At 41.8% G+C, this 25,355-nt stretch carries 19 protein-coding genes; 12 read left to right on the forward strand and 7 right to left on the reverse strand.

From position 1 onward, the window contains the following. Positions 1-2 precede the first annotated feature (2 nt). The 4 genes from odhB (at position 3) to argA (ending at position 5,249) form a co-directional block, all read left to right on the forward strand. Positions 3-1,499, forward strand: a complete 1,497-nt coding sequence (gene odhB, locus C2M33_RS06885; protein WP_063705521.1) for a 2-oxoglutarate dehydrogenase complex dihydrolipoyllysine-residue succinyltransferase — start codon at positions 3-5, stop codon at positions 1,497-1,499. 176 nt (positions 1,500-1,675) lie between these two features. Further along, complete coding sequence (gene sucC / locus C2M33_RS06890) at positions 1,676-2,842, forward strand: ADP-forming succinate--CoA ligase subunit beta (protein WP_063705517.1); 1,167 nt, start codon at positions 1,676-1,678, stop codon at positions 2,840-2,842. After that, positions 2,842-3,714, forward strand: coding sequence for a succinate--CoA ligase subunit alpha (gene sucD, locus C2M33_RS06895; protein WP_063705515.1), 873 nt, complete (start codon positions 2,842-2,844; stop codon positions 3,712-3,714). Before sucC ends, sucD begins: the two co-directional genes overlap by 1 nt. 194 nt (positions 3,715-3,908) lie before the next feature. Then, positions 3,909-5,249: an amino-acid N-acetyltransferase gene (argA, locus tag C2M33_RS06900; RefSeq protein WP_105174075.1), complete on the forward strand. Its 1,341-nt coding sequence runs from the start codon at positions 3,909-3,911 to the stop codon at positions 5,247-5,249. 41 nt (positions 5,250-5,290) lie between these two features. On the opposite strand, the gene C2M33_RS06905 is transcribed toward argA, so the two are convergent. Then, positions 5,291-6,361 carry a DUF3083 family protein gene (locus C2M33_RS06905; RefSeq protein ID WP_105174076.1) on the reverse strand — a complete coding sequence of 357 codons (1,071 nt, stop codon included), beginning with the start codon at positions 6,359-6,361 and terminating at the stop codon, positions 5,291-5,293. A 228-nt stretch (positions 6,362-6,589) separates the two neighbouring features. On the opposite strand from C2M33_RS06905, the gene glnS reads away from it, so the two are divergent. Further along, on the forward strand, positions 6,590-8,257 hold the full coding sequence (gene glnS, locus C2M33_RS06910) for a glutamine--tRNA ligase (protein WP_063705509.1): 1,668 nt from the start codon (positions 6,590-6,592) through the stop codon (positions 8,255-8,257). Positions 8,258-8,504: 247 nt separating this feature from the next. On the opposite strand, the gene C2M33_RS06915 is transcribed toward glnS, so the two are convergent. Next, positions 8,505-10,895 (reverse strand): TonB-dependent receptor, encoded by a 2,391-nt coding sequence (locus C2M33_RS06915; protein ID WP_105174349.1) that lies wholly within the window; start codon positions 10,893-10,895, stop codon positions 8,505-8,507. A gap of 154 nt (positions 10,896-11,049) precedes the next feature. Here C2M33_RS06915 and C2M33_RS06920 point away from each other — a divergent pair, with 154 nt between their 5' ends. Beyond that, positions 11,050-11,577, forward strand: a complete 528-nt coding sequence (locus C2M33_RS06920; RefSeq protein ID WP_105174077.1) for a YaeQ family protein — start codon at positions 11,050-11,052, stop codon at positions 11,575-11,577. Here the strand turns inward: C2M33_RS06920 and yfaE are convergent. The 5 genes from yfaE to ubiG form a co-directional block, all read right to left on the reverse strand. Beyond that, positions 11,574-11,846: a class I ribonucleotide reductase maintenance protein YfaE gene (gene yfaE, locus C2M33_RS06925; RefSeq protein ID WP_063705504.1), complete on the reverse strand. Its 273-nt coding sequence runs from the start codon at positions 11,844-11,846 to the stop codon at positions 11,574-11,576. The two genes, C2M33_RS06920 and yfaE, sit on opposite strands and share 4 nt — an antisense overlap. Next, positions 11,846-12,976 (reverse strand): class Ia ribonucleoside-diphosphate reductase subunit beta, encoded by a 1,131-nt coding sequence (nrdB, locus tag C2M33_RS06930; protein WP_063705502.1) that lies wholly within the window; start codon positions 12,974-12,976, stop codon positions 11,846-11,848. The genes yfaE and nrdB overlap by 1 nt, the downstream gene beginning before the upstream one ends. A gap of 70 nt (positions 12,977-13,046) precedes the next feature. After that, a complete protein-coding gene (nrdA, locus tag C2M33_RS06935) occupies positions 13,047-15,332 on the reverse strand; it encodes a class 1a ribonucleoside-diphosphate reductase subunit alpha (RefSeq protein ID WP_063705499.1) in 2,286 nt (761 codons plus the stop codon). Between the two features lie 390 nt (positions 15,333-15,722). Further along, positions 15,723-16,397: an HAD family hydrolase gene (locus tag C2M33_RS06940; protein WP_063705496.1), complete on the reverse strand. Its 675-nt coding sequence runs from the start codon at positions 16,395-16,397 to the stop codon at positions 15,723-15,725. Continuing rightward, positions 16,397-17,107 carry a bifunctional 2-polyprenyl-6-hydroxyphenol methylase/3-demethylubiquinol 3-O-methyltransferase UbiG gene (gene ubiG, locus C2M33_RS06945; RefSeq protein WP_105174078.1) on the reverse strand — a complete coding sequence of 237 codons (711 nt, stop codon included), beginning with the start codon at positions 17,105-17,107 and terminating at the stop codon, positions 16,397-16,399. Before ubiG ends, C2M33_RS06940 begins: the two co-directional genes overlap by 1 nt. Before the next feature lie 176 nt (positions 17,108-17,283). Here ubiG and gyrA point away from each other — a divergent pair, with 176 nt between their 5' ends. The 6 genes from gyrA (at position 17,284) to ihfB (ending at position 25,352) form a co-directional block, all read left to right on the forward strand. Continuing rightward, complete coding sequence (gyrA, locus tag C2M33_RS06950; RefSeq protein WP_105174079.1) at positions 17,284-19,980, forward strand: DNA topoisomerase (ATP-hydrolyzing) subunit A; 2,697 nt, start codon at positions 17,284-17,286, stop codon at positions 19,978-19,980. 69 nt (positions 19,981-20,049) lie between these two features. Next, positions 20,050-21,138 carry a 3-phosphoserine/phosphohydroxythreonine transaminase gene (gene serC, locus C2M33_RS06955; RefSeq protein WP_105174080.1) on the forward strand — a complete coding sequence of 363 codons (1,089 nt, stop codon included), beginning with the start codon at positions 20,050-20,052 and terminating at the stop codon, positions 21,136-21,138. A gap of 2 nt (positions 21,139-21,140) precedes the next feature. Then, a complete protein-coding gene (aroA, locus tag C2M33_RS06960; RefSeq protein WP_105174081.1) occupies positions 21,141-22,421 on the forward strand; it encodes a 3-phosphoshikimate 1-carboxyvinyltransferase in 1,281 nt (426 codons plus the stop codon). A gap of 104 nt (positions 22,422-22,525) precedes the next feature. After that, complete coding sequence (gene cmk, locus C2M33_RS06965) at positions 22,526-23,239, forward strand: (d)CMP kinase (protein WP_063705481.1); 714 nt, start codon at positions 22,526-22,528, stop codon at positions 23,237-23,239. Between the two features lie 92 nt (positions 23,240-23,331). After that, on the forward strand, positions 23,332-24,999 hold the full coding sequence (gene rpsA, locus C2M33_RS06970) for a 30S ribosomal protein S1 (RefSeq protein ID WP_063705479.1): 1,668 nt from the start codon (positions 23,332-23,334) through the stop codon (positions 24,997-24,999). Between the two features lie 65 nt (positions 25,000-25,064). Next, complete coding sequence (gene ihfB, locus C2M33_RS06975) at positions 25,065-25,352, forward strand: integration host factor subunit beta (RefSeq protein WP_036968575.1); 288 nt, start codon at positions 25,065-25,067, stop codon at positions 25,350-25,352. Positions 25,353-25,355 lie beyond the last annotated feature (3 nt).

Genomic DNA, 25,355 nt, shown 5'->3' on the forward strand with positions numbered 1-25,355 from the left:
CAATGAGCACAGAAATTAAAGTTCCTGTACTTCCTGAGTCGGTTGCTGATGCTACAGTTGCAACATGGCACGTAAGTGTTGGCGACAAAGTAAGCCGCGACCAAAACTTAGTAGATATCGAAACAGATAAAGTTGTTTTAGAAGTTGTTGCACCAAATGACGGTGTGATCACTGAAATTTCACAAGAAGAAGGTGCAACGGTACTTGGCGAACAAGTAATTGCATTACTTGGTGATGCAGATGCTGCACCAGCAAGTGATAGTGCACCAGCTAAATCAGAAGACGCGCCAGCGGCGCAATCAGCACCAGCATCAGAAGGTAAAGAAGTGGACATTAAAGTACCTGTACTTCCAGAATCAGTCGCAGACGCGACAATTGCTACTTGGCACGTTCAACCAGGTGAAGCGGTAACTCGCGACCAAAACCTAGTTGACATCGAAACTGATAAAGTTGTTCTTGAAGTTGTTGCTCAAGAAGACGGTATCATGGGTGAGCACATTCACGCTGAAGGCGAAACAGTACTTGGTGAGCAAGTAATTGGTACAGTTAAAGCGGGTGCAGCACCGGCAGCAGCAGCTCCTAAAGCTGAAGCAGCTCCAGCAAGCGATTCAAGCGACAGCTCTGACGTTTTAACACCGTCAGTACGCCGTTTAATTGCTGAGAAAGGTCTTGATGCATCTAAAATCAAAGGTACAGGCAAAAACGGTCGTGTAACTAAAGAAGATGTTGATACATTCTTAAAAGCACCTGCAGCAGCACCAAAAGCTGAAGCAGCAGCGCCAGCAGCACCTATGGGTGACCGTACGCAAAAACGTGTTCCTATGACGCGTTTACGTAAAACAATTGCTAATCGTCTTCTTGAAGCGAAAAACTCTACTGCAATGTTAACGACGTTCAACGAAGTTAATATGAAGCCAATCATGGATCTTCGTAAGCAGTACCAAGAAGTATTTGAAAAGCGTCACGGTATCCGTTTAGGTTTCATGTCTTTCTACGTGAAAGCTGTAACTGAAGCACTTAAGCGTTTCCCTGAAGTTAATGCGTCTATTGACGGTGATGATATTGTTTATCACAACTACTTCGACATCAGCATCGCGGTTTCTACACCTCGTGGTCTTGTGACACCAGTTCTTAAAGATTGTGACAAACTTTCAGTTGCTGAAATCGAAAAAGGTATCCGTGAGCTTGCGATTAAAGGTCGTGACGGTAAATTATCTATCGAAGATATGACAGGTGGTAACTTCACAATTACTAACGGTGGTGTGTTCGGTTCATTACTATCTACACCAATCATCAACTTACCACAGTCTTCAATCTTAGGTATGCACAAAATCCAAGATCGTCCAATGGCTGTAAATGGTAAAGTTGAAATCTTACCAATGATGTATTTAGCGTTATCTTATGATCACCGCCAAATCGATGGTAAAGAATCAGTAGGCTTCCTAGTAACAATTAAAGAGTTACTTGAAGATCCAACTCGTTTACTACTAGATGTTTAATCTGGTTGTATAAAAACTAAGCTGTGAACCTCGTTCACAGCTTTTTTTTTGCGCCTTTGGTCTAACTGGGGTTTTCATGTGGAGCCTTGGGATTTATACTAAGTGCGCAATTTGGGATAGCTGGCTATTTGCATAAATATTCAGCTCTTTTAGTATAAAAAATTGGATAAAGCATCATGAATTTGCATGAGTATCAGGCAAAACAACTTTTTGCCGAATATGGTTTACCAGTTTCTCAAGGTTTCGCTTGCGATACACCTGAAGAAGCTGCAGCAGCTGCTGAGAAAATCGGCGGTGATATGTGGGTTGTTAAAACACAGGTTCACGCAGGTGGCCGTGGTAAAGCTGGCGGTGTTAAGCTAGTTAAAACAATCGACGAAGTTAAAGAGTTCGCTGCGAACTGGTTAGGTAAAAACTTAGTTACTTACCAAACAGACGAAAATGGTCAGCCAGTAGCTAAAATCCTTGTTGAAAGCTGCACTGACATCGCTAACGAATTATACCTTGGCGCTGTAGTAGATCGTGCTTCTCGTAAAGTTGTTTTCATGGCATCTACTGAAGGTGGTGTTGAAATCGAGCAAGTTGCAGAAGAAACTCCAGAATTAATTCACAAAGCTGAGATCGATCCACTAGTTGGTCCTCAAGCTTACCAAGCTCGTGAATTAGGTTTCAAACTAGGTTTAAACCCTACTCAAATGAAACAGTTCGTTAAGATCTTCATGGGTCTTGCAAACATGTTCAACGATTTCGATTTCGCATTATTAGAAATCAACCCGCTAGTTATCACAGACGAAGGTAACCTTCACTGTCTAGACGGTAAAATCGGTGTAGATGGTAACGCACTTTACCGTCAACCTAAAATCCGTGAAATGCACGATCCTTCACAAGAAGACGCGCGTGAAGCTCACGCTGCAAGCTTCGAGCTTAACTACGTTGCACTAGACGGTAACGTTGGTTGTATGGTTAACGGTGCAGGCCTAGCGATGGGTACAATGGACATCGTAAACCTACACGGTGGTAAGCCAGCTAACTTCCTAGATGTTGGTGGTGGTGCTACTAAAGAGCGTGTATCTGAAGCATTCAAGATCATCCTATCTGACGACAACGTTAAAGCTGTTTTAGTTAACATCTTTGGTGGTATCGTACGTTGTGACATGATCGCTGAAGGTATCATTGGCGCAGTTAAAGAAGTAGGCGTAAACGTTCCTGTAGTAGTACGTTTAGAAGGTACTAACGCTGAACTAGGTCGTGAAGTACTTGCTAAGTCTGACCTTAACATCATCGCTGCTGAATCACTAACAGACGCAGCTGAGAAAGTTGTTGCTGCTGCGGAGGGCAAATAATGTCTGTATTAATCAATAAAGATACAAAGGTTATCTGTCAAGGTTTCACAGGTGGTCAAGGTACTTTCCACTCTGAGCAAGCGCTTGAGTACGGTACACAAATGGTTGGTGGTGTAAGCCCAGGTAAAGGCGGTCAAACGCACCTTGGTCTTCCAGTATTCAACACAGTACGTGACGCTGTTGAAGCAACTGGCGCAACTGCATCAGTTATCTACGTACCAGCACCTTTCTGTAAAGATGCAATCTTAGAAGCTATCGATGCTGGCATCGAGCTAATCGTTTGTATCACTGAAGGTATCCCAACACTAGACATGGTTGACGTTAAAGTTAAGCTTGAAGAAACTGGTGTTCGTATGATCGGTCCTAACTGCCCAGGTGTTATCACTCCGGGTGAAACTAAGATCGGTATCATGCCTGGTCACATCCACAAGCCTGGTAAAGTAGGTATCGTATCACGTTCTGGTACTTTAACTTACGAAGCGGTTAAGCAAACTACTGACGCTGGTTTCGGCCAATCAACATGTGTTGGTATCGGTGGTGACCCAATCCCTGGTACTAACTTCATCGACGTTTTAGAAATGTTCGAAAAAGACGAGCAAACTGAAGCTATCGTTATGATCGGTGAAATCGGTGGTACTGCAGAAGAAGAAGCTGCAGAATACATCAAGCACAACGTGACTAAACCTGTTGTTTCTTACATTGCGGGTGTTACTGCACCTCCAGGTAAGCGTATGGGTCACGCAGGTGCAATCATCGCAGGCGGTAAAGGTACTGCTGATGAGAAATTTGCTGCATTAGAAGCTGCTGGCGTAAAAACTGTACGTTCACTAGCTGATATCGGTGCTGCACTTAAAGAGAAAACAGGCTGGTAATCAGTTCTGAACTCTTAAAGAAGGCTCGCTTATGCGGGCCTTTTTTGTATCTATCACTTTCTTATAACCCGCACGAAAATTCCGCCTGCAAATTAAGAATAATAATGCTTTATTTGTGAATATAAATTCTCTACACTTGTGGCTTGTATAGTTGTTTTTATTAAAACATTCGACTTTAATAAGGTAAATATTACGTGCGTACCACAGAATTGGTAGATGGATTTCGCCAGTCAACCCCTTATGTAAATGCTCACAGAGGCAAAACATTCGTTGTCATGCTTGGTGGTGAGGCGATTGATCAGTCTGGTTGTCGCAGTATCATCAATGATATTGCGCTTTTAACGAGTCTTGGTATTAAGATTGTTTTAGTGTTTGGTGCTCGCCCACAGTTTAATGCCGCGCTTGAGCAAGTTGGCATAACTAGTCAGTTTCACAATGAGATACGAGTGACCGATAACGAAACGTTTGATGTAATAAAAAAAGTTGCCGGTGCAATGCAATTTGACATCACAGCACGCTTATCGACATCTTTGAGTAGTACACCAATGTCAGGTTCTTTCTTAAATGTTGTCAGCGGTAATTTTGTTATTGCTCAACCCTTAGGTGTTGATGAAGGTGTCGATTACCATCACTCAGGAAGAGTGAGACGCATTGACGTTGCAGGCATTCGCCATCAGCTAAATAACAACGGTATCGTGTTACTCGGTCCGATTGCAGCATCAGTGACAGGTGAAAGCTTTAACTTAACAGCAGAAGAAATTGCCACACAAGTAGCCTTAAAACTGCGTGCTGATAAGATGCTAGGCTTTTGCCAAGAAGCTGGTATTTTGGATGAAAATGGCGAAGCAATCGCTGAGCTTATGCCAAATGAAGCAGAGCATGTATTAGCGAATTATCGCAATCAACCAGATTCATGTTTAAGTGCAACCGTATTCTTACAAGCGGCGATTGATGCGTGTCGTGGTGGTGTACATCGCTGTCACTTAGTGAGTTACAAAGAAGACGGTGCTTTGTTGCAAGAGCTGTTCTCTTTAGATGGGATCGGTACGCAAATCGCGCCGCAAAGCTCTGAGCAATTACGAAGTGCAAGTATCTCTGATATCACGGGGATTATTAACCTTATCAGACCACTTGAAGAGCAGGGCTATTTAGTGCGTCGTTCGCGTGAGCAACTTGAAATTGAAATTGAGCAATTTACAGTAATTGAGCGTGATGGCGTTATCATTGCCTGTGCTGCGCTATATCCGTTTGCTGATGAACAAGTGGGAGAATTTGCGAGTTTGGCTGTGCATCCACAATATCGAGATGCCGATCGTGGCAGTTTTCTTCTGCGATTTATCATCAACAAGGCTAAACGTGCGGGTTACTCACATTTATTTGCCTTAACGACACGTAGCATCCACTGGTTTTTAGAGCAGAGTTTTGAATTGGTAACAGTCGATGAGTTGCCAGCTAAGAAAAAAGCGCTTTATAACTATGAGAGACGTTCTAAGGTACTGCGTTTAGACCTTACTAAGTTAAGTAAAAACCGTTAATTAAAAGGTGACGCAAGCGCGTCACCTCTCATTGTTATTCATTAATATTGATAATTTATGTGCTGATAAAAACGCACACGTAAATCTTGGCGAGTCGGATTAAACGCCAGTTCATCGGTTACTTCATTTATGGCACTTTGTACTTGATTCATAAACTTACCATAACCAATGTCATGCTTGTCTTTATCTGCTGCTGCAATCACAAAATGTAGCGCATCAACAAGTTGATTAGCATCCCAATACTGTTGTAACTGTACTTGTTCAGTACTGCAATCAAAGGTTAGTTTTTGCAGTTCACTGTTACTTTGTGCGTTATCAATATTGCTATTACGCACAATCGGGCGCGTACCATTTGCGATAAATGCGCCTAGGGTTAATCCGCGTTTTTCACATGCACGTTTGAATGCATCAAAGATGTATTGATAAAACTGCGTGTAATTCTCTTCATTCAACATATGTTGAAATTGCGTTTTAATGGCACGTGTAACAGGAATTGAAAAACCTGCATAGGTCATTTCGCTATGTTCATTGGGTAAATGACATTGGCGAGACTGATAACGTGGGTATAAGCTACGTAATTTATAACCATAGCTTTCTTTGTGACCTTTTGCTTTGGCAAATAAATCGTAAGTTAGGTGTTGATGATCGCGAATTTTAAGCGGTGGTTGGCCGCTTAATAGTTTTTCTTGTAATGAGTTAATCACTCGTTGCACATTATGATGAAAACTTGCTGCATGTGCACGAATATCTTCACCGGTTGCTAAGAATAATAAACGTATTTTTTTGCATCTAACTTCACCATCGGCAAATACATTATGTGCTTCATGGTATTGCGGATTGTAGAAAAATAAAATCTGCTTAGCGGTTTCTAAACTGTATGCTTCATCATGGTAACGAACCACAGGTAGTTTATCGTTTGCGATTAAATGTACGTTATGCAATTCATACTCATCACATAGCGCAAATAATTCCCTTGCAAGACGCTTATAAGCGCAGCTCACATTAGTAAACTGGGCAAAAAACTCATCAGTAGGTTTAAATTCAACTAACACATACTGGTTTGCACGTGCTGAGCTAGGAATATAGACTCGGTGTTGATTGAGCGAAGCCATCTTTTTTCCTTATTGGTAATGAAACTGACGGCACTATATCGCTAGTCAATGATCATTTTATTGCGTTAGAACAATTTTTTTACCGATTTTGTCCAGTCTGTGAACTATGTATTCAAGAATCGACTTATTATCTTCAATAAACATGGTTCAACTACTGTATGTTAGGGTTTGTTTTTGTAATAATGCAGTAGTTTTGTCACCATGCAATATTCAGAGGATTATGCTCCTATGGCGGAAATTGAGAATCGCCCAAGTAACTTTATTAGAACGCGTATCGATGAAGATCTCGCAAGCGGTAAGCATGCGACTACGCACACGCGTTTTCCACCAGAACCAAACGGTTTCTTACACATTGGTCATGCAAAGTCGATTTGCTTAAACTTTGGTATTGCCAAAGATTATCAAGGTCTTTGTAATTTACGTTTTGATGATACTAATCCAGAAAAAGAAGACATTAATTACGTAAACTCAATTAAAGAAGATGTGCAGTGGTTAGGTTTCCAGTGGGATGGTGAAATCAAATATTCATCTAACTATTTCGATGCGTTATACGGCTATGCTGTTGAGCTAATCGAAAAAGGCCTTGCGTATGTGTGTTTCTTGTCACCAGAGCAAGCACGTGAATACCGTGGTACATTAAAAGAGCCAGGTAAAAACAGCCCTTACCGTGATACACCGATTGAAGAAAACTTAGCGCTTTTTGAAAAAATGCGTAATGGTGAATTCAAAGAAGGCGAGTGTGTACTGCGTGCAAAAATCGATATGGCTAGCTCGTTTATCGTTTTACGTGACCCGATTTTATACCGTGTACGTTTTGCACATCATCACCAAACGGGTGACAAGTGGTGCATCTACCCAATGTATGACTTCACGCACTGTATCTCTGATGCGTTAGAAGGTATCACACATTCATTATGTACTCTTGAGTTCCAAGATAACCGTCGTTTATACGATTGGGTATTAGATAACATCAGCCTTGAATGTCATCCTCAACAAATCGAGTTTTCACGTTTAAACCTTGAATACACGATTATGTCTAAGCGTAAATTAAACGACTTAGTGGTTAATGGTCATGTTGAAGGCTGGGACGATCCGCGTATGCCAACGATTGCTGGTTTGCGTCGTCGCGGTTATACACCTGCATCAGTACGTGAATTCTGTTCTCGCATCGGTATCACCAAGCAAGAAAACATGGTTGAAATGGGTATGCTTGAAGCGTGTATCCGTGAAGATCTTAATGAGCATGCACCGCGTGCAATGGCTGTTCTTGATCCGGTGAAGATTGTTATCGAAAACTATGATGCCGATAAAGTAGAAACTTTATCTGTAGCAAACCACCCGAATAAAGAAGAAATGGGTCGCCGTGATGTGCCTTTCACTCGTGAACTGTATATCGAGCGTGAAGATTTCCGTGAAGAAGCAAACAACAAGTTCAAACGTTTAGTACTTGATAAAGAAGTACGTTTACGTGGTGCTTATGTAATTAAAGCGGAGCGCGTTGAAAAAGACGAAAACGGTGAAATCACGACTATTTTCTGCTCATACGATCCAGAAACACTGGGTAAAAACCCGAGCGATGGTCGTAAAGTTAAAGGTGTTATTCACTGGGTTTCAGCGAGTGAGTCAATCACTGCAGAAGTTCGTTTATACGACCGCTTATTCAACGTACCAAACCCAGCTGCTGCTGAAGACTTCAATGCAACGTTAAACCCTGAATCACTTGTGGTTCTTGCTAACGCGAAACTTGAACCGTCACTTGTTAATGCACAAGCAGAGCAGGGCTTCCAGTTTGAACGTATGGGTTACTTCTGTCGTGATAACAAAGCCGACTCATTAGTATTCAATCAAACTGTGGGTCTTCGTGATTCATGGGCGAAGATTGAACAAAAGGGCTAATACCAATCCGCAATAATACTTAATCATTTTGAGGGATTAAACCTGTCGCTAACGGCGTTAAAAATTTCTGATTTAGAACAACTAAATAACGAAATTTTTGCCTTGTTATCAACGAGGTTTCATTGCCTCAAAATAGACTACTTAATTAAGCGAATTGGTATAATAGCAATCTATTAAGTTTCTAAACTTAATAAAAAACCCTTTCACTTTTAAAGTGAAAGGGTTTTTTTATAACCATTTAAAGCGATTAGAAATAACCGCGAATACCCAAGCTGAAGTTACGACCAGGTAATGGTGCTTTTTCTTTAATGAATGAACTGTGTACTAAACCTAATTCATCGGTTAAGTTGTCAACATTAATATAAAGCTGTGTATCAACAGGGCCTAAATCAAGTTGGTAGTTAGCTGATGCATCAAACAATGTGTAACCATCTGTTTTTGTTTCATACGCAGTGATGTCAGATTGCTCAAAGTAATGAGTGCCTGTTAGGCTAAATTGCCAATCCGCTACTGTGTACTGTAATTCCGAGCCTAGTTTATTAGCCGGAATACGCGGTAAGTAACCTTCATCATCTTTTAGCTTAGCGGTTGTTGAATCGCCAAATACTTTTACTAAGGCACTTGGTGTGACTTGATAGTGCACATCAAATTCAATACCGTATAGTTTTGCGTCTTTACTAGTAAACTGATAAACCGCCATCGCATCTTCATCAGCATCAGCTTGACTGGTTAAGCCATTATCTTCATCAAAGGCTAAGCCCGTATTCTGCTGGTAATAGTAGTTTTCAATATCGTTATAGAAAAAGTTAACGGTATAACCAAAGTCACCAATAAAACGACGGAAACTTAAATCAAAGTTGGTTGATGTTTCTTGTTTGATATCTTCAGGTTCAAAATGAATTTCACCGTCTTCGATATGATAGCCAAGACCTAGTTCATAAGTGCCTGTTGCAATATGAACACCATTTGATAGTAATTCAGCACTTAGCGGCGCACGCTCAGAACGAGATACACTTAAAGCAACACTTTGGCCTTCTTGATACTGCCAAATTGCGCCTGCAGATAAGCTAAGGTTAGTGAAATCTTCACTGTAGTTAATGATTTCTGCTTCTTCTTCATCGTGATCTTCTTCTTCTGCTTCATGATCATGATGATGTTCAGCCATGCTAACTGCAGAGTCGATTTGGTAATCTTCAAGTCGTGCACCTAATTCAACGGTAACATCACCAAATTGACGCTCTTCAAGCATGAATAATGCATTTGATTTTGTCACACTTGCAGGTGTAAAGGCTTCTTCACCATCTGCATCATAGTCAGATTCAGTGTAATGATAACCCGCCATACCGTGCCAAAGACCTAATTTATGCTCAACAGTGGCACGTGCTTCTGTGGTTTTGTTTGAAAACACAGTACCAACAGCACCATCTTCAATTTCAGCATGTTTATAGTCAGTGTAACCAACACGTAATGAGATATTTTCAATCCAATTATTATGCAGCGCATAGCTCATGTAACCTTGCCAACGATCTTGCTCTAATTGTGCAAAAACAGACTCTTCACGTTCTTCTTCATCATGATCAGCCGCTTCTTCTTCATGATGGTGGTGTTCATGTGCTGGAATACCATAGTCAGTTTCGATACGACCATAAGATACACCTAAGGTCAGGTGTTCACCCACATAGCTGGTACCGAAGTTTACATTTTGGCTATCGATAAAGGTGTTTTCAACACTGTTAGCTGTTTCTTTCTCTTCATGATCTTCACCTTCATGTTCATCGTGCTCCTCAGGAAGCTCGAATGTTGGTGTTTTGTAGTCATGGCCTTTACGCTTAGTACCATCAAAATGGAAGTTGAAGCCATCGTTACCGGTTTCAAGTTTTGCAGCATAGGTGTTGGTATTTGATACTGTATCGTGAGTGTACTGAGCAGCACCGGTTAAAGTGTCAATGTTATCGGTAGGAATACGGTTATCAACTACGTTAACCACACCACCAATTGCGCCAGAGCCATAAAGTAGGGTAGCTGGGCCGCGAAGTACTTCGATTTGCTCAGCTGCTAAGCTGTCGTTCGATGTTGCGTGATCTGGACCAATTCGAGATGCATCGCTGCTATCAAGACCATTTTGAGTGATTTTAACACGTGGACCATCTAAGCCACGAATAATCGGGCTCGAAGATACTGGGCCAAAGTAACTGGCATTAACGCCTGGTAATCCTTTGAGTGTTTCGCCTAGAGTTGGTTTTGCCTTATCTTTTAGTTCATCACCGGCTAAAACATTCACTGGTGAAATCATTTCAAGGCTATTTTTATGAAGTGCAGAGGCATAAACAACCACAGTCTCAACTGAGGTTGGGGTAAGTGTAACAACCAGGTTTTGATTTTCACCGTTGATAGCAACGCGTTTATCAATGTAATTGTCTTTACTAATGTGCAGCTGGCCTTTGTTGTCTACATCAATTTTAAATTGACCTTGTGTATCGGTGACAACAGATTGCGATTTACCATGTACGTGTATTTCGGCATTACTGATAGGTTGTTGGTTTTTATCTAATACTTGACCTGTGATCACAGCAGCCATTGTTGATTGGGAAAACAGCGCAGCGGCAACAGCACTAGAAAGAATTGAAAGTTGCTTCATCATTACTACTTCTAAGTTTGTTGTTGAGTGTTGTGATATAATATAACACCGCAATTTTTTAACTGCAATAACGTTATACTATAACTTTACCTTATGTCGCGATTTTAACACCATACACTATACTTAGACTGTTACAGTGAGATGGCCAACTCTTATGTCTGATAAAAATAGGGTGTTTAAAGCAAATTTTACGATTGCTGATTTAAGAGCACATCGTAATCACAAAGAGGTGTTTACTACGGCCTGTGGTCGTCGTGAAAGCTATCAGCATTTTGTACTTAAACTATTAAGTTATTGCTTATTTTCTCATAATGAATCGGCCATCTTGAATACAAGCCATAGCCATTCTGAGCCTGATGTATCAATAAAAGCGTTGGATGATCATTATCAAACCTGGCTGGCTGTTGACCAACCCGATATTGTGCAGCTCAATAAAATAGCGAAACGAGTGGATGAATTATGGGTTGTCACGACGCTAAACCATGAGTGGTTACAAGAGTATGAGCATCAACTAGAGCTGATAAATAATAGCCATTTAATTGCTTTTGATGGCAACTTTATTGAGCAATTGGCGAGTCATTTAACGAAGAACTTACAGTGGGATGTAACCATAGATCAACAAACAGTGAGTGTGTCAGACAAAGAAAACTTCTACCAAACAAATGAACTTGTGTGGCATTAAAGTTCTATTTTCACCTTACCATTGGGTTTACTACAACACAGTAACACTTCGCCTGTTCGAACAAACGCAAGTGGCTCTTGATTGTAGCTCACATCACCTTCAACTAATTTTGCACGGCATGCGCCACAATAACCTTCACGGCATTGGTAGGGGACATCTATTTTGTGTTGTTCTAGGCATTCAAGGAGAGATGAACAGCCAGAATCAAAATCAAGATCCTGGCTGTCTGTTCCTGCAAGGATAACCTGTGCAGTGGTATTCGCGCTCATTACAGGTCGAAGTCACCAAAATCTGATGCATCAACTTGTGAATCAATTTGGCCAACTAGGTAAGAGCTGATTTCAGCTTCTTGCGGCGCAACCTGAACATTGTCAGATACTAACCATGAGTTGATCCAAGGAATAGGGTTACTCTTACTTTCAAATTGAGCTGGCAAACCTACCGCAGTCATACGTGCATTTGTAATGTATTCAACGTATTGACATAAGATATCTTTGTTAAGACCGATCATTGAACCATCTTTAAATAGATACTCAGCCCAATCTTTTTCTTGTTCAGCGGCCTCTTTAAACATCTGGATCGCTTCTTCACGGCATTGTGCAGCAACGATTGCCATTTCTGGGTCGTCTTTACCTTCTTGCATGATGTTTAAGATGTGTTGCGTACCAGATAAGTGCAATGCTTCATCACGCGCGATTAGCTTGATGATTTTTGCATTACCTTCCATTAATTCACGTTCTGCGAACGCAAATGAACAAGCAAAACTAACGTAGAAGCGAATCGCTTCAAGAATGTTAACCGACATCATCGCAAGGTAAAGTTGCTTTTTAAGATCAAAAAGGTTGACCTTAACTTCTTCACCGTTGATCACATGTTTACCTTCACCGTACAGGTTGTAAACAGAAATCATGTTGATTAAGTCATCATAGTATTTAGTTACGGCATCCGCACGCTCACTGATTTTCTCGTTACTTACGATGTCATCAAAGATAAGCTCTGGCGATTGCGTCACGTTACGAATAATGTGCGTGTATGAACGGCTGTGAATGGTTTCACTGAATGCCCATGTTTCTATCCATGTTTCAAGCTCAGGAATAGACACAATTGGTAATAACGCAACGTTAGGCGAGCGACCTTGTACACTATCAAGTAATGTTTGATATTTTAAGTTACTTAAAAAGATGTGTTTTTCGTGCTCTGGTAACGCTTGGAAGTCAAGACGGTCTTTACTTACGTCAACCTCTTCAGGACGCCAAAAGAACGATAATTGTTTTTCAATTAGCTTCTCGAAGATAGGGTACTTTTGTTGGTCGTAACGTGACACGTTTACCGTTTGGCCGAAAAACATCGGTTCTTGTAATTGGTTATTATGATTTCGGCTAAAAGTTGTATATGACATAGTGATTACTCAAAAAACAGTCAGGACAAAGCGGGCTAATGAGCCCGCTTTTGTTATGTTATTAATTTAATTAGATTTTACAAGCGCCGCCTGCACAACCATCATCTTCTACCTCTGGTGTTAGCTCATCTTGAGCATCCGATGCACCGTCACGCGTATTGTGATAGTACAGGGTTTTAACACCAAGTTTGTAAGCAGTCAGTAGGTCTTTTAATAGCACCTTCATAGGTACTTTACCGCCTTCGTACTTAGATGGATCATAGTTAGTGTTAGCAGAAATCGTTTGGTCAACGAACTTTTGCATAATACCAACAAGTTGTAGGTAACCATCGTTTGAAGGAATATCCCACAGTAGCTCGTAGTTATCTTTCAGATTTTCATAATCTGGCACTACTTGCTTTAAGATACCATCTTTACTTGCTTTAACGCTGATATGACCACGTGGTGGCTCAATACCATTTGTTGCGTTAGAGATTTGTGATGATGTTTCTGAAGGCATAAGGGCAGATAGCGTTGAGTTACGCATACCGTGCTCTTGAATGCTTGCACGTAATGAATCCCAATCTAAGTGAAGTGGTTCATTACAGAACTGATCTAGGTCACGTTTGTAAGTATCTGTTGGCATAATGCCTTGAGAATACGTTGTCTCGTTAAATTTAGGACACGCACCGCGCTCTTTTGCTAACTCATTTGATGCTTTCATTAGATAATATTGAATTGCTTCAAATGTTTTGTGAGTTAGCGCGTTTGCGCTGCCATCTGAGTAACGCTTACCATTCTTCGCTAAGTAGTAAGCAAAGTTGATAACACCAATACCTAGCGTACGACGACCCATTGTTGCGTTTTTAGCCGCAGGAACTGGGTAGTCTTGGAAATCAAGTAAGTTATCAAGGGCACGAACAGCAAGTTCAGCAAGCTCTTCTAATTCATCTAATGACTCAATAGCACCTAAGTTAAACGCTGAAAGCGTACATAGTGCAATTTCACCTTCTTCATCCATTACATTGCTTAGCGGCTTAGTCGGTAATGCAATCTCTAAACATAAGTTAGATTGACGAATTGGCGCCACAGTCGAGATGAACGGGCTGTGCGTATTACAGTGGTCAACGTTTTGTAAGTAGATACGACCTGTGCTCGCACGCTCTTGTGCGAACATTGAGAATAACTCAATCGCTTTAATACGCTTTTTACGAATAGACTCATCTTGTTCGTACTTAACATATAGCTCATCAAATTTGGCTTGATCTTCAAAGAACGCATCGTATAAACCCGGTACATCTGACGGGCTAAATAATGTGATGTAATCGTCTTTGATTAAACGGCTATACATTAATTTGTTGAACTGTACACCGTAGTCAAGGTGACGAACACGGTTGTCTTCAACACCACGGTTATTCTTAAGCACAAGTAAGTTTTCAACTTCTAAGTGCCATAGTGGGTAGAATAGGGTTGCTGCGCCGCCACGTACACCACCTTGAGAACAGCTTTTAACTGCTGTTTGGAAGTGTTTATAAAACGGGATACAGCCAGTGTGGTACGCTTCGCCGTTACGAATTGGGCTACCTAGCGCACGAATGCGACCGGCATTGATACCAATACCTGCACGTTGTGAAACATACTTAACAATCGCAGACGATGTTGCATTGATAGAATCTAGGCTATCACCACATTCAATTAATACACATGAACTGAACTGACGTGTTGGTGTACGCACACCTGCCATAATTGGTGTTGGTAATGAAATCTTGAATGTCGATACTGCATCGTAAAAACGCTTGATGTAATCAAGACGTGTCTCTTTTGGATAATCAGAGAATAAGCTTGCAGCCACTAAGATATATAAAAACTGTGCACTTTCGTAAATTTCGCCAGTAACACGGTTTTGAACTAAATACTTACCTTCAAGTTGCTTAACAGCAGCGTAGCTGAAGTTTAAGTCACGGTTGTGATCGATGTAAGCATCTAACTCGTCAATTTCTTGCTCGGTATAATCAACTAATAGGTGTTGATCATAACGCTTGTCTTCAACTAATTTCGTGATGTGATCGTATAAGCGTGGTGGCTCAAATTGGCCATATGCTTTTTTACGTAAATGGAATACAGCTAAGCGAGCAGCAAGGTACTGGTAATCAGGCGTATCTTTAGAGATCTGATCAGCTGCAGCTTTGATGATAGTTTCATGAATGTCGTCGGTGCGAATGCCGTCATAAAATTGAATATGAGATTTTAATTCAACTTGTGAGACAGACACATTATCAAGACCTTCTGCGGCCCAAGCGATCACGCGATGGATCTTATCTAGATCAAGTGACTCTTTACGGCCGTCACGTTTGCTTACAGATAGCTGTTGGTTCATAGTTTTGCCTGTATTCCTTGGGAAATTATAGTTGTAAAGACAAAGGTATTCTTTATGTAATTATTATTATTAAACACCAGAGAACTAATTGAATAACATTTAGCCACAATATCTGGTGTTGTTTAAATTGCAGATCACAAGATAGTGTGGTCTGCGCTGTTTTGCAAGGGATAGAATTGCCCCATTTTGTGGATAACTATTGGATAAACGCTTTGTGTTAGTAACCATTAACCTTTGAACATTCATAGACGACGAAATTTGTAGAAATCAACAAAAGATCCAGAAAATTTACCGTAATTAAAAATAAATTTTGACTGTTTTTTTTATCATCAAAGAATGTTCAAAAGTAAATCAGATCACAATATATGGTGTTTTAGATATTAAATAACACTATATATGGTTAAAGCCATCAATTGGCGAGTGCCAATTAAAATCCGCTTGCCAGCCAAGCGCAGCGTCTAGACTGGGTATGTAACCCCATAACGCCGTGGCGCTGTACATATTCGCAGCCTTTGCCGCTTGAATATCACGCTCAGCATCACCGATATATAAACAACGGCTCGGATCAACCTCTAAGATTTCAGCGGTATGGAGAAGTGGATCCGGCGATGGTTTTGCCACAGCTAATGTATCACCACTGACAACAGCCTGGGCATTACTTAATGACGGGATTGCTTGCACTAAAGGTTCAGTTAAAAAGCCGGGCTTATTGGTCATAATGCCCCACTTAATATTGTTTTGTTTAAGCGCAATTAAAAGCTGCTCGATGCCAGTGAAGCATTTACTGTGTACAGCGATATCTTCGGCATAGTAATCCAGAAGCTGTTGGCGTAAAGCAAGTTGTTCAAGTTCAGGCCATTTATCACCAAAGCCGGCTTCTAATAATGCATTAGCGCCATTAGATGCAGCAGGGCGGTATATATGTTCAGCAACAGGGGCCACATTGGCATCTGCTAACACACGGTTTAATGCGCCACCTAAATCATCTGCGGTATCGAGTAGTGTGCCATCTAAATCAAAAATAAAGGCATCAAAATCGATAGAGGGTGTTTGCACACCACTCATTAGGCTAGTTTCTCAAAGTGCAGGATGTAATTAACACTTACATCATCATTTAAGCTGTATTGCTTTGAAAATGGGTTGTAGTTAAGGCCAGTACTGGCTCTTACTTTTAGACCCGCTTCTTCAGCCCACGCAATAAGTTGTGCAGGTTTGATAAACTTTTTGTGGTCATGGGTACCTTCAGGCACCATTTTTAATAGCTTTTCAGCACCTACGATGGCAAACAAATAAGCTTTTGGTGTTTTATTTAGTGTTGAGAAAAACACATCGGCGCCCGGTTTAGCAAGCTCAGCGACAGCGCGGATAATAGAAGCTGGATCTGGAACATGCTCAAGCATTTCCATACAGGTCACAACATCAAAGCGAGCAGGGTGCTCAGCAGCAAACTGTTCTGCAGGTACCTTTATATAGTCAACAGGCACGCCTGTTTCTAAACTATGTAATTTAGCAACGGTTAAAGGCTCTTGGCCCATATCGATGCCGGTTACTTTTGCGCCCATGCGCGCCATACTTTCACTTAAAATGCCGCCACCACAGCCAACATCTAAAGTTTCCTTATCAAATAAGCCGCCCACTTTATCAGCGACAAAATCCAAACGCAGAGGATTTATTTCATGAAGGGGTTTGAACTCTCCGTCGCGGTCCCACCAACGTTCAGCGATGGCTTCAAACTTTGCAATTTCTGCATTATCTACATTTTGATGCTCGGTCATAAAAAACTTCCTCGTTAATCTGAGGCCATTATATAGGGGGAAATTAATAAATCGCAAAGATTTAGCGCCTGTAAATCTAAATAAATTGTGATAGCATGGTCTAGAAATAATAACTAAAGCTCTTAAGACGGCGGTTTGCCTCTTAATGAGTCAATACTGAAGGAATGTGAAATCAAATGACTGATCTCGCCAATGAAATTCTGCCAGTCAATATTGAAGATGAATTAAAAAATTCCTACCTAGATTATGCAATGAGTGTAATCGTAGGACGTGCATTGCCAGACGTACGTGACGGCTTAAAGCCAGTTCACCGCCGCGTTTTATTCGCAATGAACGAACTCAATAATGATTGGAATAAACCTTACAAGAAATCAGCACGTGTTGTTGGTGATGTAATCGGTAAATACCACCCACATGGCGACAGCGCGGTATATGACACCATCGTTCGTATGGCGCAGCCTTTCTCATTACGCTATATGCTTGTTGACGGCCAAGGTAACTTTGGTTCTGTTGACGGTGACTCTGCGGCAGCAATGCGTTATACGGAAGTCCGTATGGCGAAAATGTCACATGAATTATTAGCTGACTTAGAAAAAGAAACGGTTGATTACGTACCTAACTACGACGGTACTGAGCAAATTCCTGACGTATTACCTACAAAAGTACCTAACTTACTAGTAAACGGTTCTTCAGGTATCGCGGTTGGTATGGCAACGAACATTCCGCCTCATAACTTAACAGAAGTTATCAATGGCTGTTTAGCGCTTATTCAAAACCCTGATATGTCAATTGCTGATCTTATTGAATATATCCCAGGTCCGGATTTCCCGACTGCGGCGATTATCAATGGTAAAAAAGGCATTGAGCAAGCGTACCTAACAGGTCGTGGTAAGGTATATATCCGTGCTCGTGCTGAAATCGAAGTTGACGAAAAAACCGGTCGTGAAACAATCATCGTTCACGAAATCCCTTATCAAGTTAACAAAGCACGTCTTATCGAAAAGATCGCAGAGCTTGTTAAAGATAAGAAGATTGAAGGTATTAGCGCACTACGTGACGAATCTGATAAAGACGGTATGCGTATCGTTATCGAAATCAAACGTGGTGATGTTGGTGAAGTAATCTTAAACAACCTATATGCACAAACTCAGTTACAAACTGTGTTTGGTATGAACATGGTTGCACTTGATAACAACCAACCTAAGTGTTTCAACTTAAAAGAAATGCTTGAAGCGTTTATCATTCACCGCCGCGAAGTGGTAACACGTCGTACAGTATTTGATTTACGTAAAGCCCGTGACCGCGCTCACACGCTTGAAGGCTTAGCAATTGCCCTTGCGAATATCGACCCTATTATCGAACTTATTCGTAAGTCACCGACACCAGCAGAAGCAAAAGCTGCATTAACAGCACGTTCTTGGGAACTAGGTACTGTTAAAGCAATGCTTGAAAAAGCAGGTGAAGATAACGTAGCACGTCCTGATTGGTTAGCCGCTGATTTAGGTATCCGTGACGGTCAGTACTATTTATCTGAGCAACAAGCACAAGCTATTCTAGACCTACGTTTACACAAATTAACGGGTCTTGAGCACGAGAAGATCTTAGACGAGTACCAAACACTTCTAGATCTAATTGCTGAGCTTTTACACATTCTTTCAAGCCCAGAGCGTCTAATGGAAGTTATCCGCGACGAGCTAGTAGAAATCAAAGAGCAATATGGTGACGAACGTCGTACTGAAATCAGTTCAGCTGCTCACGATATTAGCCTTGAAGACCTAATCAATGAAGAAGACGTTGTTGTAACGCTTTCTCACGAAGGTTACGTTAAGTATCAACCATTAACTGACTACGAAGCACAGCGCCGTGGTGGTAAAGGTAAATCAGCAACGAAGATGAAAGATGAAGACTTCATCGAACGTCTATTAGTTGCCAATACTCACGATACAATTCTGTGCTTCTCAACGGCAGGTCGTTTATATTGGTTGAAAGTATATCAATTACCATTAGCAAGCCGTGCAGCGCGTGGTAAGCCAATTGTTAACTTATTACCACTTGAAGCTGATGAGCGTATCACTGCTATCTTACCAGTACGCGAGTACGAAGAAGATAAATACATCTTCATGGCAACGGCATTTGGTACAGTTAAGAAAACACCGCTTACAGCATACAGCCGTCAACGTGCAAGCGGCATCATCGCGGTTAACCTAAATGAAGGCGATAGCCTAATTGGTGTTGATATCACTGATGGCACGAATGAAATCATGCTATTCACTGATGCTGGTAAAGTTGTTCGCTTTAAAGAAGCTGAAGAGTCAGAAGTTGTTGATGAAAACGGTAACCCAGTTCTAGATGAAAATGGCAACCCGGAAATCCGCTTCAAAGGTGTACGTCCAATGGGCCGTACAGCAACAGGTGTTCGTGGTATTAAGATGGCTGACGACCAACGCGTTGTGTCGTTAATCGTACCTAAGTCAGATGGCGCAATCTTAACTGTGACAGAAAACGGTTATGGTAAGCGTACTGCACTTGAAGATTACCCATCGAAGAGCCGTGCAACACAAGGTGTTGTATCAATCAAAGTAAGCGAGCGTAATGGCGCTGTGGTTGGTGCAGTACAAGTTGACGAAAACGACGAAATCATGATCATCTCTAATCGCGGTACACTTGTTCGTACGCGTGTTAACGAGGTTTCTACGGTTGGTCGTAATACTCAGGGCGTTATTTTGATACGAACTATTGACGAAGAGCAAGTAGTTGGTTTACAACGTATCGAAGAAATCGAAGTTGATGAGCTAGAAGCCATCGAAGGCGAGGCCGTTGAAGTAGTCGATACAAATACTGAAGAAACGGGTGATAACCCACCTTCAGAATAACATTGATTTAAAAAGCGGCTTCGGCCGCTTTTTTTATCCGCACTATAATTACTGGAATGAGGCAAAGTAATGACTAAATATAATTTTTGTGCAGGACCGGCAATGTTACCGCCGGCAGTTATGCAAAAAGCACAAAAAGAGTTTATTGATTGGCAAGGTTTAGGTGTTTCTGTGATGGAAATCAGCCATCGCAGCAGTGACTTTTTAGCGCTAACCGCCAAATGTGAAGCAAGCTTACGCCGCTTAATGAATATTAGCGATGAGTTTGAAGTGTTATTTATGCACGGTGGTGGCCGTGGTCAATTTAGTGCGGTTCCTTTGAACCTTCATCTTGATGGTAAGCCTGCTGTGTACTGTGAAAACGGTGTATGGTCAAAAGGTGCCACTGAAGAAGCTGCAAAATTCACGACTGTTCAAAGCATTAATGTACGTGATGATGAACAGCAAAATGGCCAGTTTTCTATTAAACCAGCGAGCAGCTGGGAATTACCTGCGGATGCGTCATACATTCACTATTGCCCGAATGAAACTGTCGACGGCATAGAAATTTTTGAAGTACCTTCACACCCATCTGCACCGATAGTGGCTGATATGTCATCGACTATTTTATCGCGCGAGTTTGACGTAAATCAGTTCGACCTAATTTACGCGGGTGCACAAAAGAATATCGGCCCGTCTGGTTTATCGATTGTTATTGTTCGTAAAACGCTCCTTGAGCGTGAAGGTCTTGCAAAGCCGGGCATTCTTGATTACGCCTTAGAAGCAAAACAAGGCAGCATGTATAACACACCACCGACATTTGCGTGGTACTTAGCTGCTGAAGTGTTCGAATGGCTTGAAGCAAACGGTGGCGTTAAAGCGATGGAAGAGCAAAACATCGCAAAAGCAGAACTACTTTATAACTTTATTGATAGTTCAGCGTTTTATAGCAATAAAGTTGCTAAACATTGCCGTTCACGTATGAACGTGCCGTTTTGGCTAAATGATGAATCACTGAATGATAAATTCATTAGTGAATCAAAAGAAGCTGGCCTATTAGCCCTTGAAGGCCACCGTATTGTGGGTGGCATGCGCGCGAGTATCTACAATGCGATGCCGCTTGAAGGTGTTCAAGCGTTGGTTGATTTTATGGAAAAATTCGCCAAGGAGAACAGCTAGTTATGGAACAGCTTCGTCTTGAACCTATCACTAAAGTAAATGGCAGTGTGACACTGCCTGGCTCAAAAAGCTTATCAAACCGCATCTTGTTACTCGCTGCACTGGCAGAGGGCACAACGGTTGTTGAAAACCTACTAGACAGTGATGATATTCGCCACATGCTAGGTGCGTTAAAACTGCTCGGTGTGAATGTTACGTTAAATGAAGACAAAACAGTGGCAACTGTAGAAGGTGTTGCTGGTCAATTCAAAACGCCAAGTGAGCCACTGTTCTTAGGTAATGCTGGTACGGCTTATCGTCCTCTTACAGCGGTGTTAGCGGCAGTAGAAGGTGAATACCAGCTAGTGGGTGAGCCTCGTATGGAAGAGCGCCCAATCGGCCATTTGGTTGATGCTCTGCAAGCACTTGGCGGTGATGTTGAATACCTTAAACATAAAGACTATCCACCACTGGCCATTAAAGGCGGCAAAATCAATGGTGGACAAGTTGAAATTGATGGCAGCATTTCAAGTCAGTTCTTAACTGCACTATTAATGGCAGCGCCACTATTTAATGGTGACACAGAAATTACCATTAAGGGCACGCTGGTATCAAAGCCTTACATTGATATTACCCTTGATGTAATGGAGCGTTTTGGTGTGACAGTAAGCCATGATAACTACCAAACATTTTACGTTAAAGGCTGTCAGCAGTACCAAGCACTTGAGCGTATTATGGTTGAAGGCGATGCTTCAAGTGCCTCCTATTTTGTTGCGGCGGCTGCAATAGCGGGCGGCGAAATAGAAATTAATGGGGTAGGTGCGGCATCAGTTCAAGGTGACATTGGTTTTGCCAAAGTGATGGAGCAAGTGGGCGCTAAAATTGATTGGTACGATGAAAAGCTGGTGGTTCGTAAAGGCGAGCTGAACGCAGTGGATATTGATGCTAATGCAATTCCTGATGCGGCAATGACGTTGGCCACTGTTGCGTTATTCGCAAAAGGTAAAACAGCAATTCGTAACATTTATAACTGGCGCGTAAAAGAAACAGATCGCTTGTATGCCATGGCGACTGAGCTTCGTAAAGTCGGCGCAGAGGTTGTTGAAGGGGAAGATTTCATCGAAATTACACCACCTGATACATTCAACGATGTTGCGATTGACACCTATAACGATCACCGCATTGCCATGTGTTTTGCAATGGTTGCCGTTGGCGGAAAGCCAATAACCATTAACGATCCTAAGTGTACATACAAAACTTTTCCAACGTTTTTCAAAGTACTAGAGTCTGTCTCAAGTCAATAAAACAGAAGAAAATATAAAAAGTTACATTCTAAATGCGGATCTATTTCAAGAACTGGCGTATAATGTCGCGGTTTTATTTTGGTGTGCATTGCAGGAGGTTATAAATGCAGGCGTTATCAATGCCCGTAATCACCATCGATGGCCCAAGTGGTTCAGGTAAAGGAACTGTTTGTCGCTTGTTAGCCGAGAAATTAGGTTGGGATGTATTAGACAGCGGTGCGATTTATCGTGTGCTGTCACTTGCAGCGCTTCATCATCAAATTGAATTAGATAATGAAGATGCGCTAGTGCCGCTAGCTGCAAACTTAGATGTACAGTTTTTGGTCGATAGCCAAACGCACACATCTAAAATTGTCTTGGAAGGCGAAGACGTCACAACCACAATTCGTAACGAAGAAGTCGGTGCTGCGGCCTCTAAAATTGCTGCATTACCACGGGTGAGAGAAGCATTATTACGTCGTCAACGTGCGTTTCGTACTGAGAGCGGCCTAATTGCCGATGGTCGTGATATGGGCACGGTTGTGTTCCCAGATGCACCATTAAAGATTTATTTAACCGCAACGGCTGAAGAGCGTGCTCGTCGTCGCTTTGCTGAGTTGAACGAACGCGGTCTTGATGTTACACTAAGTGGTCTACTAGAGGACATAAAAGCTCGCGATCACCGTGATATGACACGTGAAGTTGCGCCGCTTGTTCCTGCAGAAGACGCCATTGAAATCGATACTAGCGAGTTCAATGCATTGCAAGTGTTTGATAAAGTTGTAACTTTAATCGACGAAGCCGTACTTGCAGGTAAGCTTCCAAAAGCTAAAAAGTAATTTATTAAGGTGCCGGCAGGAAGCCAGTGCTATTTTAACAACCCCATGCAGCATGGTTGCTAATTGGTTATTTAATTATTTAGAGACGTATAATGTCAGAAAATTTTGCGCAGTTATTTGAAGAAAGCCTAAAGGGTTTTGAAGCAGAGCAAGGCTCTATCGTTAAAGGTACAGTTATCTCAATCGAGAACAACATCGTACTTGTTGATGCTGGTCTTAAATCTGAGAGTGCAATCCCTGCTGAGCAATTCAAAAATGCTGCTGGTGAACTAGAAGTTGCTGTTGGCGACGAAGTAGATGTAGCTTTAGACGCAATCGAAGACGGTTTCGGTGAAACTATCCTTTCTCGTGAGAAAGCGAAGCGTCACGAAGCGTGGATCCGCTTAGAAAAAGCATGTGAAGAGCAAGAGACTGTTACTGGTGTTATCAACGGTAAAGTTAAAGGCGGTTTCACTGTTGAAGTTGATTCAATCCGTGCATTCTTACCTGGTTCACTTGTTGATGTTCGTCCAGTACGTGACACAACTCACCTTGAAGGTAAAGAGCTTGAGTTCAAAGTAATCAAGCTTGACCAAAAACGTAACAACGTTGTTGTTTCTCGCCGTGCAGTTATCGAATCAGAAAACTCACAAGAGCGTGAAGAGCTTCTTGCTAACCTTGTTGAAGGTCAAGAAGTTAAAGGTATCGTTAAGAACCTTACTGACTACGGTGCGTTCGTTGACCTTGGTGGTGTTGACGGTCTACTACACATCACAGACATGGCGTGGAAGCGTGTTAAGCACCCTTCAGAAATCGTTAATGTTGGCGACGAAATCGCAGTTAAAGTTCTTAAATTCGACAAAGATAAAACTCGTGTATCTCTAGGTCTTAAACAACTTGGCGAAGATCCATGGGCAGCTATCGCTGGTCGTTACCCAGAAGGTTCTAAGCTTTCTGGTCGTGTAACTAACCTTACTGACTACGGTTGTTTCGTTGAAATCGAAGAAGGCGTAGAAGGTCTAGTACACGTTTCTGAAATGGATTGGACTAACAAGAACATCCACCCTTCAAAAGTTGTTTCACTAGGTGACACTGTTGAAGTTATGGTTCTTGAAATCGACGAAGAGCGTCGTCGTATTTCTCTTGGTCTTAAGCAATGTATTGCTAACCCATGGCAAGAATTTGCTCGTCTACAAAACAAAGGCGACCAAGTTACTGGTAAGATCAAATCAATCACTGACTTCGGTATCTTCATCGGTCTTGAAGGCGGTATTGACGGTCTTGTTCACCTTTCAGACATTTCTTGGAACACGCCAGGCGAAGAAGCTGTACGTGAATTCAAGAAAGGCGACGAAATCACTGCTATCGTATTACAAGTTGACCCAGAGCGTGAGCGTATCTCTCTAGGCGTTAAACAAATCGAAGCTGACCCATTCAATAACTACCTGGACGCAAACAAAAAAGGTGCTATTGTTAAAGGTAAAGTGACTGAAGTTGATGCGAAAGGCGCAACTGTTGAGCTAATCGAAGGCGTTGAAGGTTACATCCGTGTAGCTGATATCGCTCAAGAGCGCGTTGAAGATGCTACTACTGTAGTTTCTGTAGGCGACGAAATCGAAGCGAAATACGTTGGTGTTGATCGTAAGAACCGCACTTTAAGCTTATCTGTTAAAGCTCTTTTCGAAGCAGAAGAGAAAGAAGTACTAGAGAAGCTTAAGAAAGAAGAGCCAGCGTTCGAAAACGCTATGGCTGCAGCATTCAAAAATGCTCAAAAAGACTAATATCTAGTCTTTTAAAATTGGAAGGGCAGTTTTGCCCTTCCTTTACCACTCTTTAAGGAAACGCTATGACTAAGTCAGAATTGATAGAACAACTTGCCGAGCAACACGCACACATCCCTGTGAAAGATGTTGAAAATGCCGTTAAAGAAATTCTTGAACAAATGGCCGGCTCATTATCTAGCTCAGATCGCATCGAGATCCGTGGCTTTGGAAGTTTCTCATTGCATTATCGTTCTCCTCGCACAGGTCGTAATCCAAAGACTGGCGAAACAGTTGAGTTAGACGGTAAGCACGTACCACATTTTAAACCAGGTAAAGAATTACGTGACCGCGTAAATGCGAGTATTGCCTAGTTT

The sequence above is a fragment of the Pseudoalteromonas sp. T1lg122 genome (genome assembly GCF_002964825.1).
Taxonomy (GTDB): domain Bacteria; phylum Pseudomonadota; class Gammaproteobacteria; order Enterobacterales; family Alteromonadaceae; genus Pseudoalteromonas; species Pseudoalteromonas gelatinilytica.

Excerpts from the sequence above, each read along its gene's own strand:
- odhB (WP_063705521.1), top strand. The coding sequence starts at position 3 with ATGAGCACAGAAATTAAAGTTCCTGTACTTCCTGAGTCGGTTGCTGAT.
- sucC (WP_063705517.1), top strand. The coding sequence starts at position 1,676 with ATGAATTTGCATGAGTATCAGGCAAAACAACTTTTTGCCGAATATGGT.
- sucD (WP_063705515.1), top strand. The coding sequence starts at position 2,842 with ATGTCTGTATTAATCAATAAAGATACAAAGGTTATCTGTCAAGGTTTC.
- C2M33_RS06905 (WP_105174076.1), bottom strand. The coding sequence starts at position 6,361 with ATGGCTTCGCTCAATCAACACCGAGTCTATATTCCTAGCTCAGCACGT.
- glnS (WP_063705509.1), top strand. The coding sequence starts at position 6,590 with ATGGCGGAAATTGAGAATCGCCCAAGTAACTTTATTAGAACGCGTATC.
- C2M33_RS06915 (WP_105174349.1), bottom strand. The coding sequence starts at position 10,895 with ATGAAGCAACTTTCAATTCTTTCTAGTGCTGTTGCCGCTGCGCTGTTT.
- C2M33_RS06920 (WP_105174077.1), top strand. The coding sequence starts at position 11,050 with ATGTCTGATAAAAATAGGGTGTTTAAAGCAAATTTTACGATTGCTGAT.
- yfaE (WP_063705504.1), bottom strand. The coding sequence starts at position 11,846 with ATGAGCGCGAATACCACTGCACAGGTTATCCTTGCAGGAACAGACAGC.
- nrdB (WP_063705502.1), bottom strand. The coding sequence starts at position 12,976 with ATGTCATATACAACTTTTAGCCGAAATCATAATAACCAATTACAAGAA.
- nrdA (WP_063705499.1), bottom strand. The coding sequence starts at position 15,332 with ATGAACCAACAGCTATCTGTAAGCAAACGTGACGGCCGTAAAGAGTCA.
- C2M33_RS06940 (WP_063705496.1), bottom strand. The coding sequence starts at position 16,397 with ATGAGTGGTGTGCAAACACCCTCTATCGATTTTGATGCCTTTATTTTT.
- ubiG (WP_105174078.1), bottom strand. The coding sequence starts at position 17,107 with ATGACCGAGCATCAAAATGTAGATAATGCAGAAATTGCAAAGTTTGAA.
- gyrA (WP_105174079.1), top strand. The coding sequence starts at position 17,284 with ATGACTGATCTCGCCAATGAAATTCTGCCAGTCAATATTGAAGATGAA.
- serC (WP_105174080.1), top strand. The coding sequence starts at position 20,050 with ATGACTAAATATAATTTTTGTGCAGGACCGGCAATGTTACCGCCGGCA.
- aroA (WP_105174081.1), top strand. The coding sequence starts at position 21,141 with ATGGAACAGCTTCGTCTTGAACCTATCACTAAAGTAAATGGCAGTGTG.
- cmk (WP_063705481.1), top strand. The coding sequence starts at position 22,526 with ATGCAGGCGTTATCAATGCCCGTAATCACCATCGATGGCCCAAGTGGT.
- rpsA (WP_063705479.1), top strand. The coding sequence starts at position 23,332 with ATGTCAGAAAATTTTGCGCAGTTATTTGAAGAAAGCCTAAAGGGTTTT.
- ihfB (WP_036968575.1), top strand. The coding sequence starts at position 25,065 with ATGACTAAGTCAGAATTGATAGAACAACTTGCCGAGCAACACGCACAC.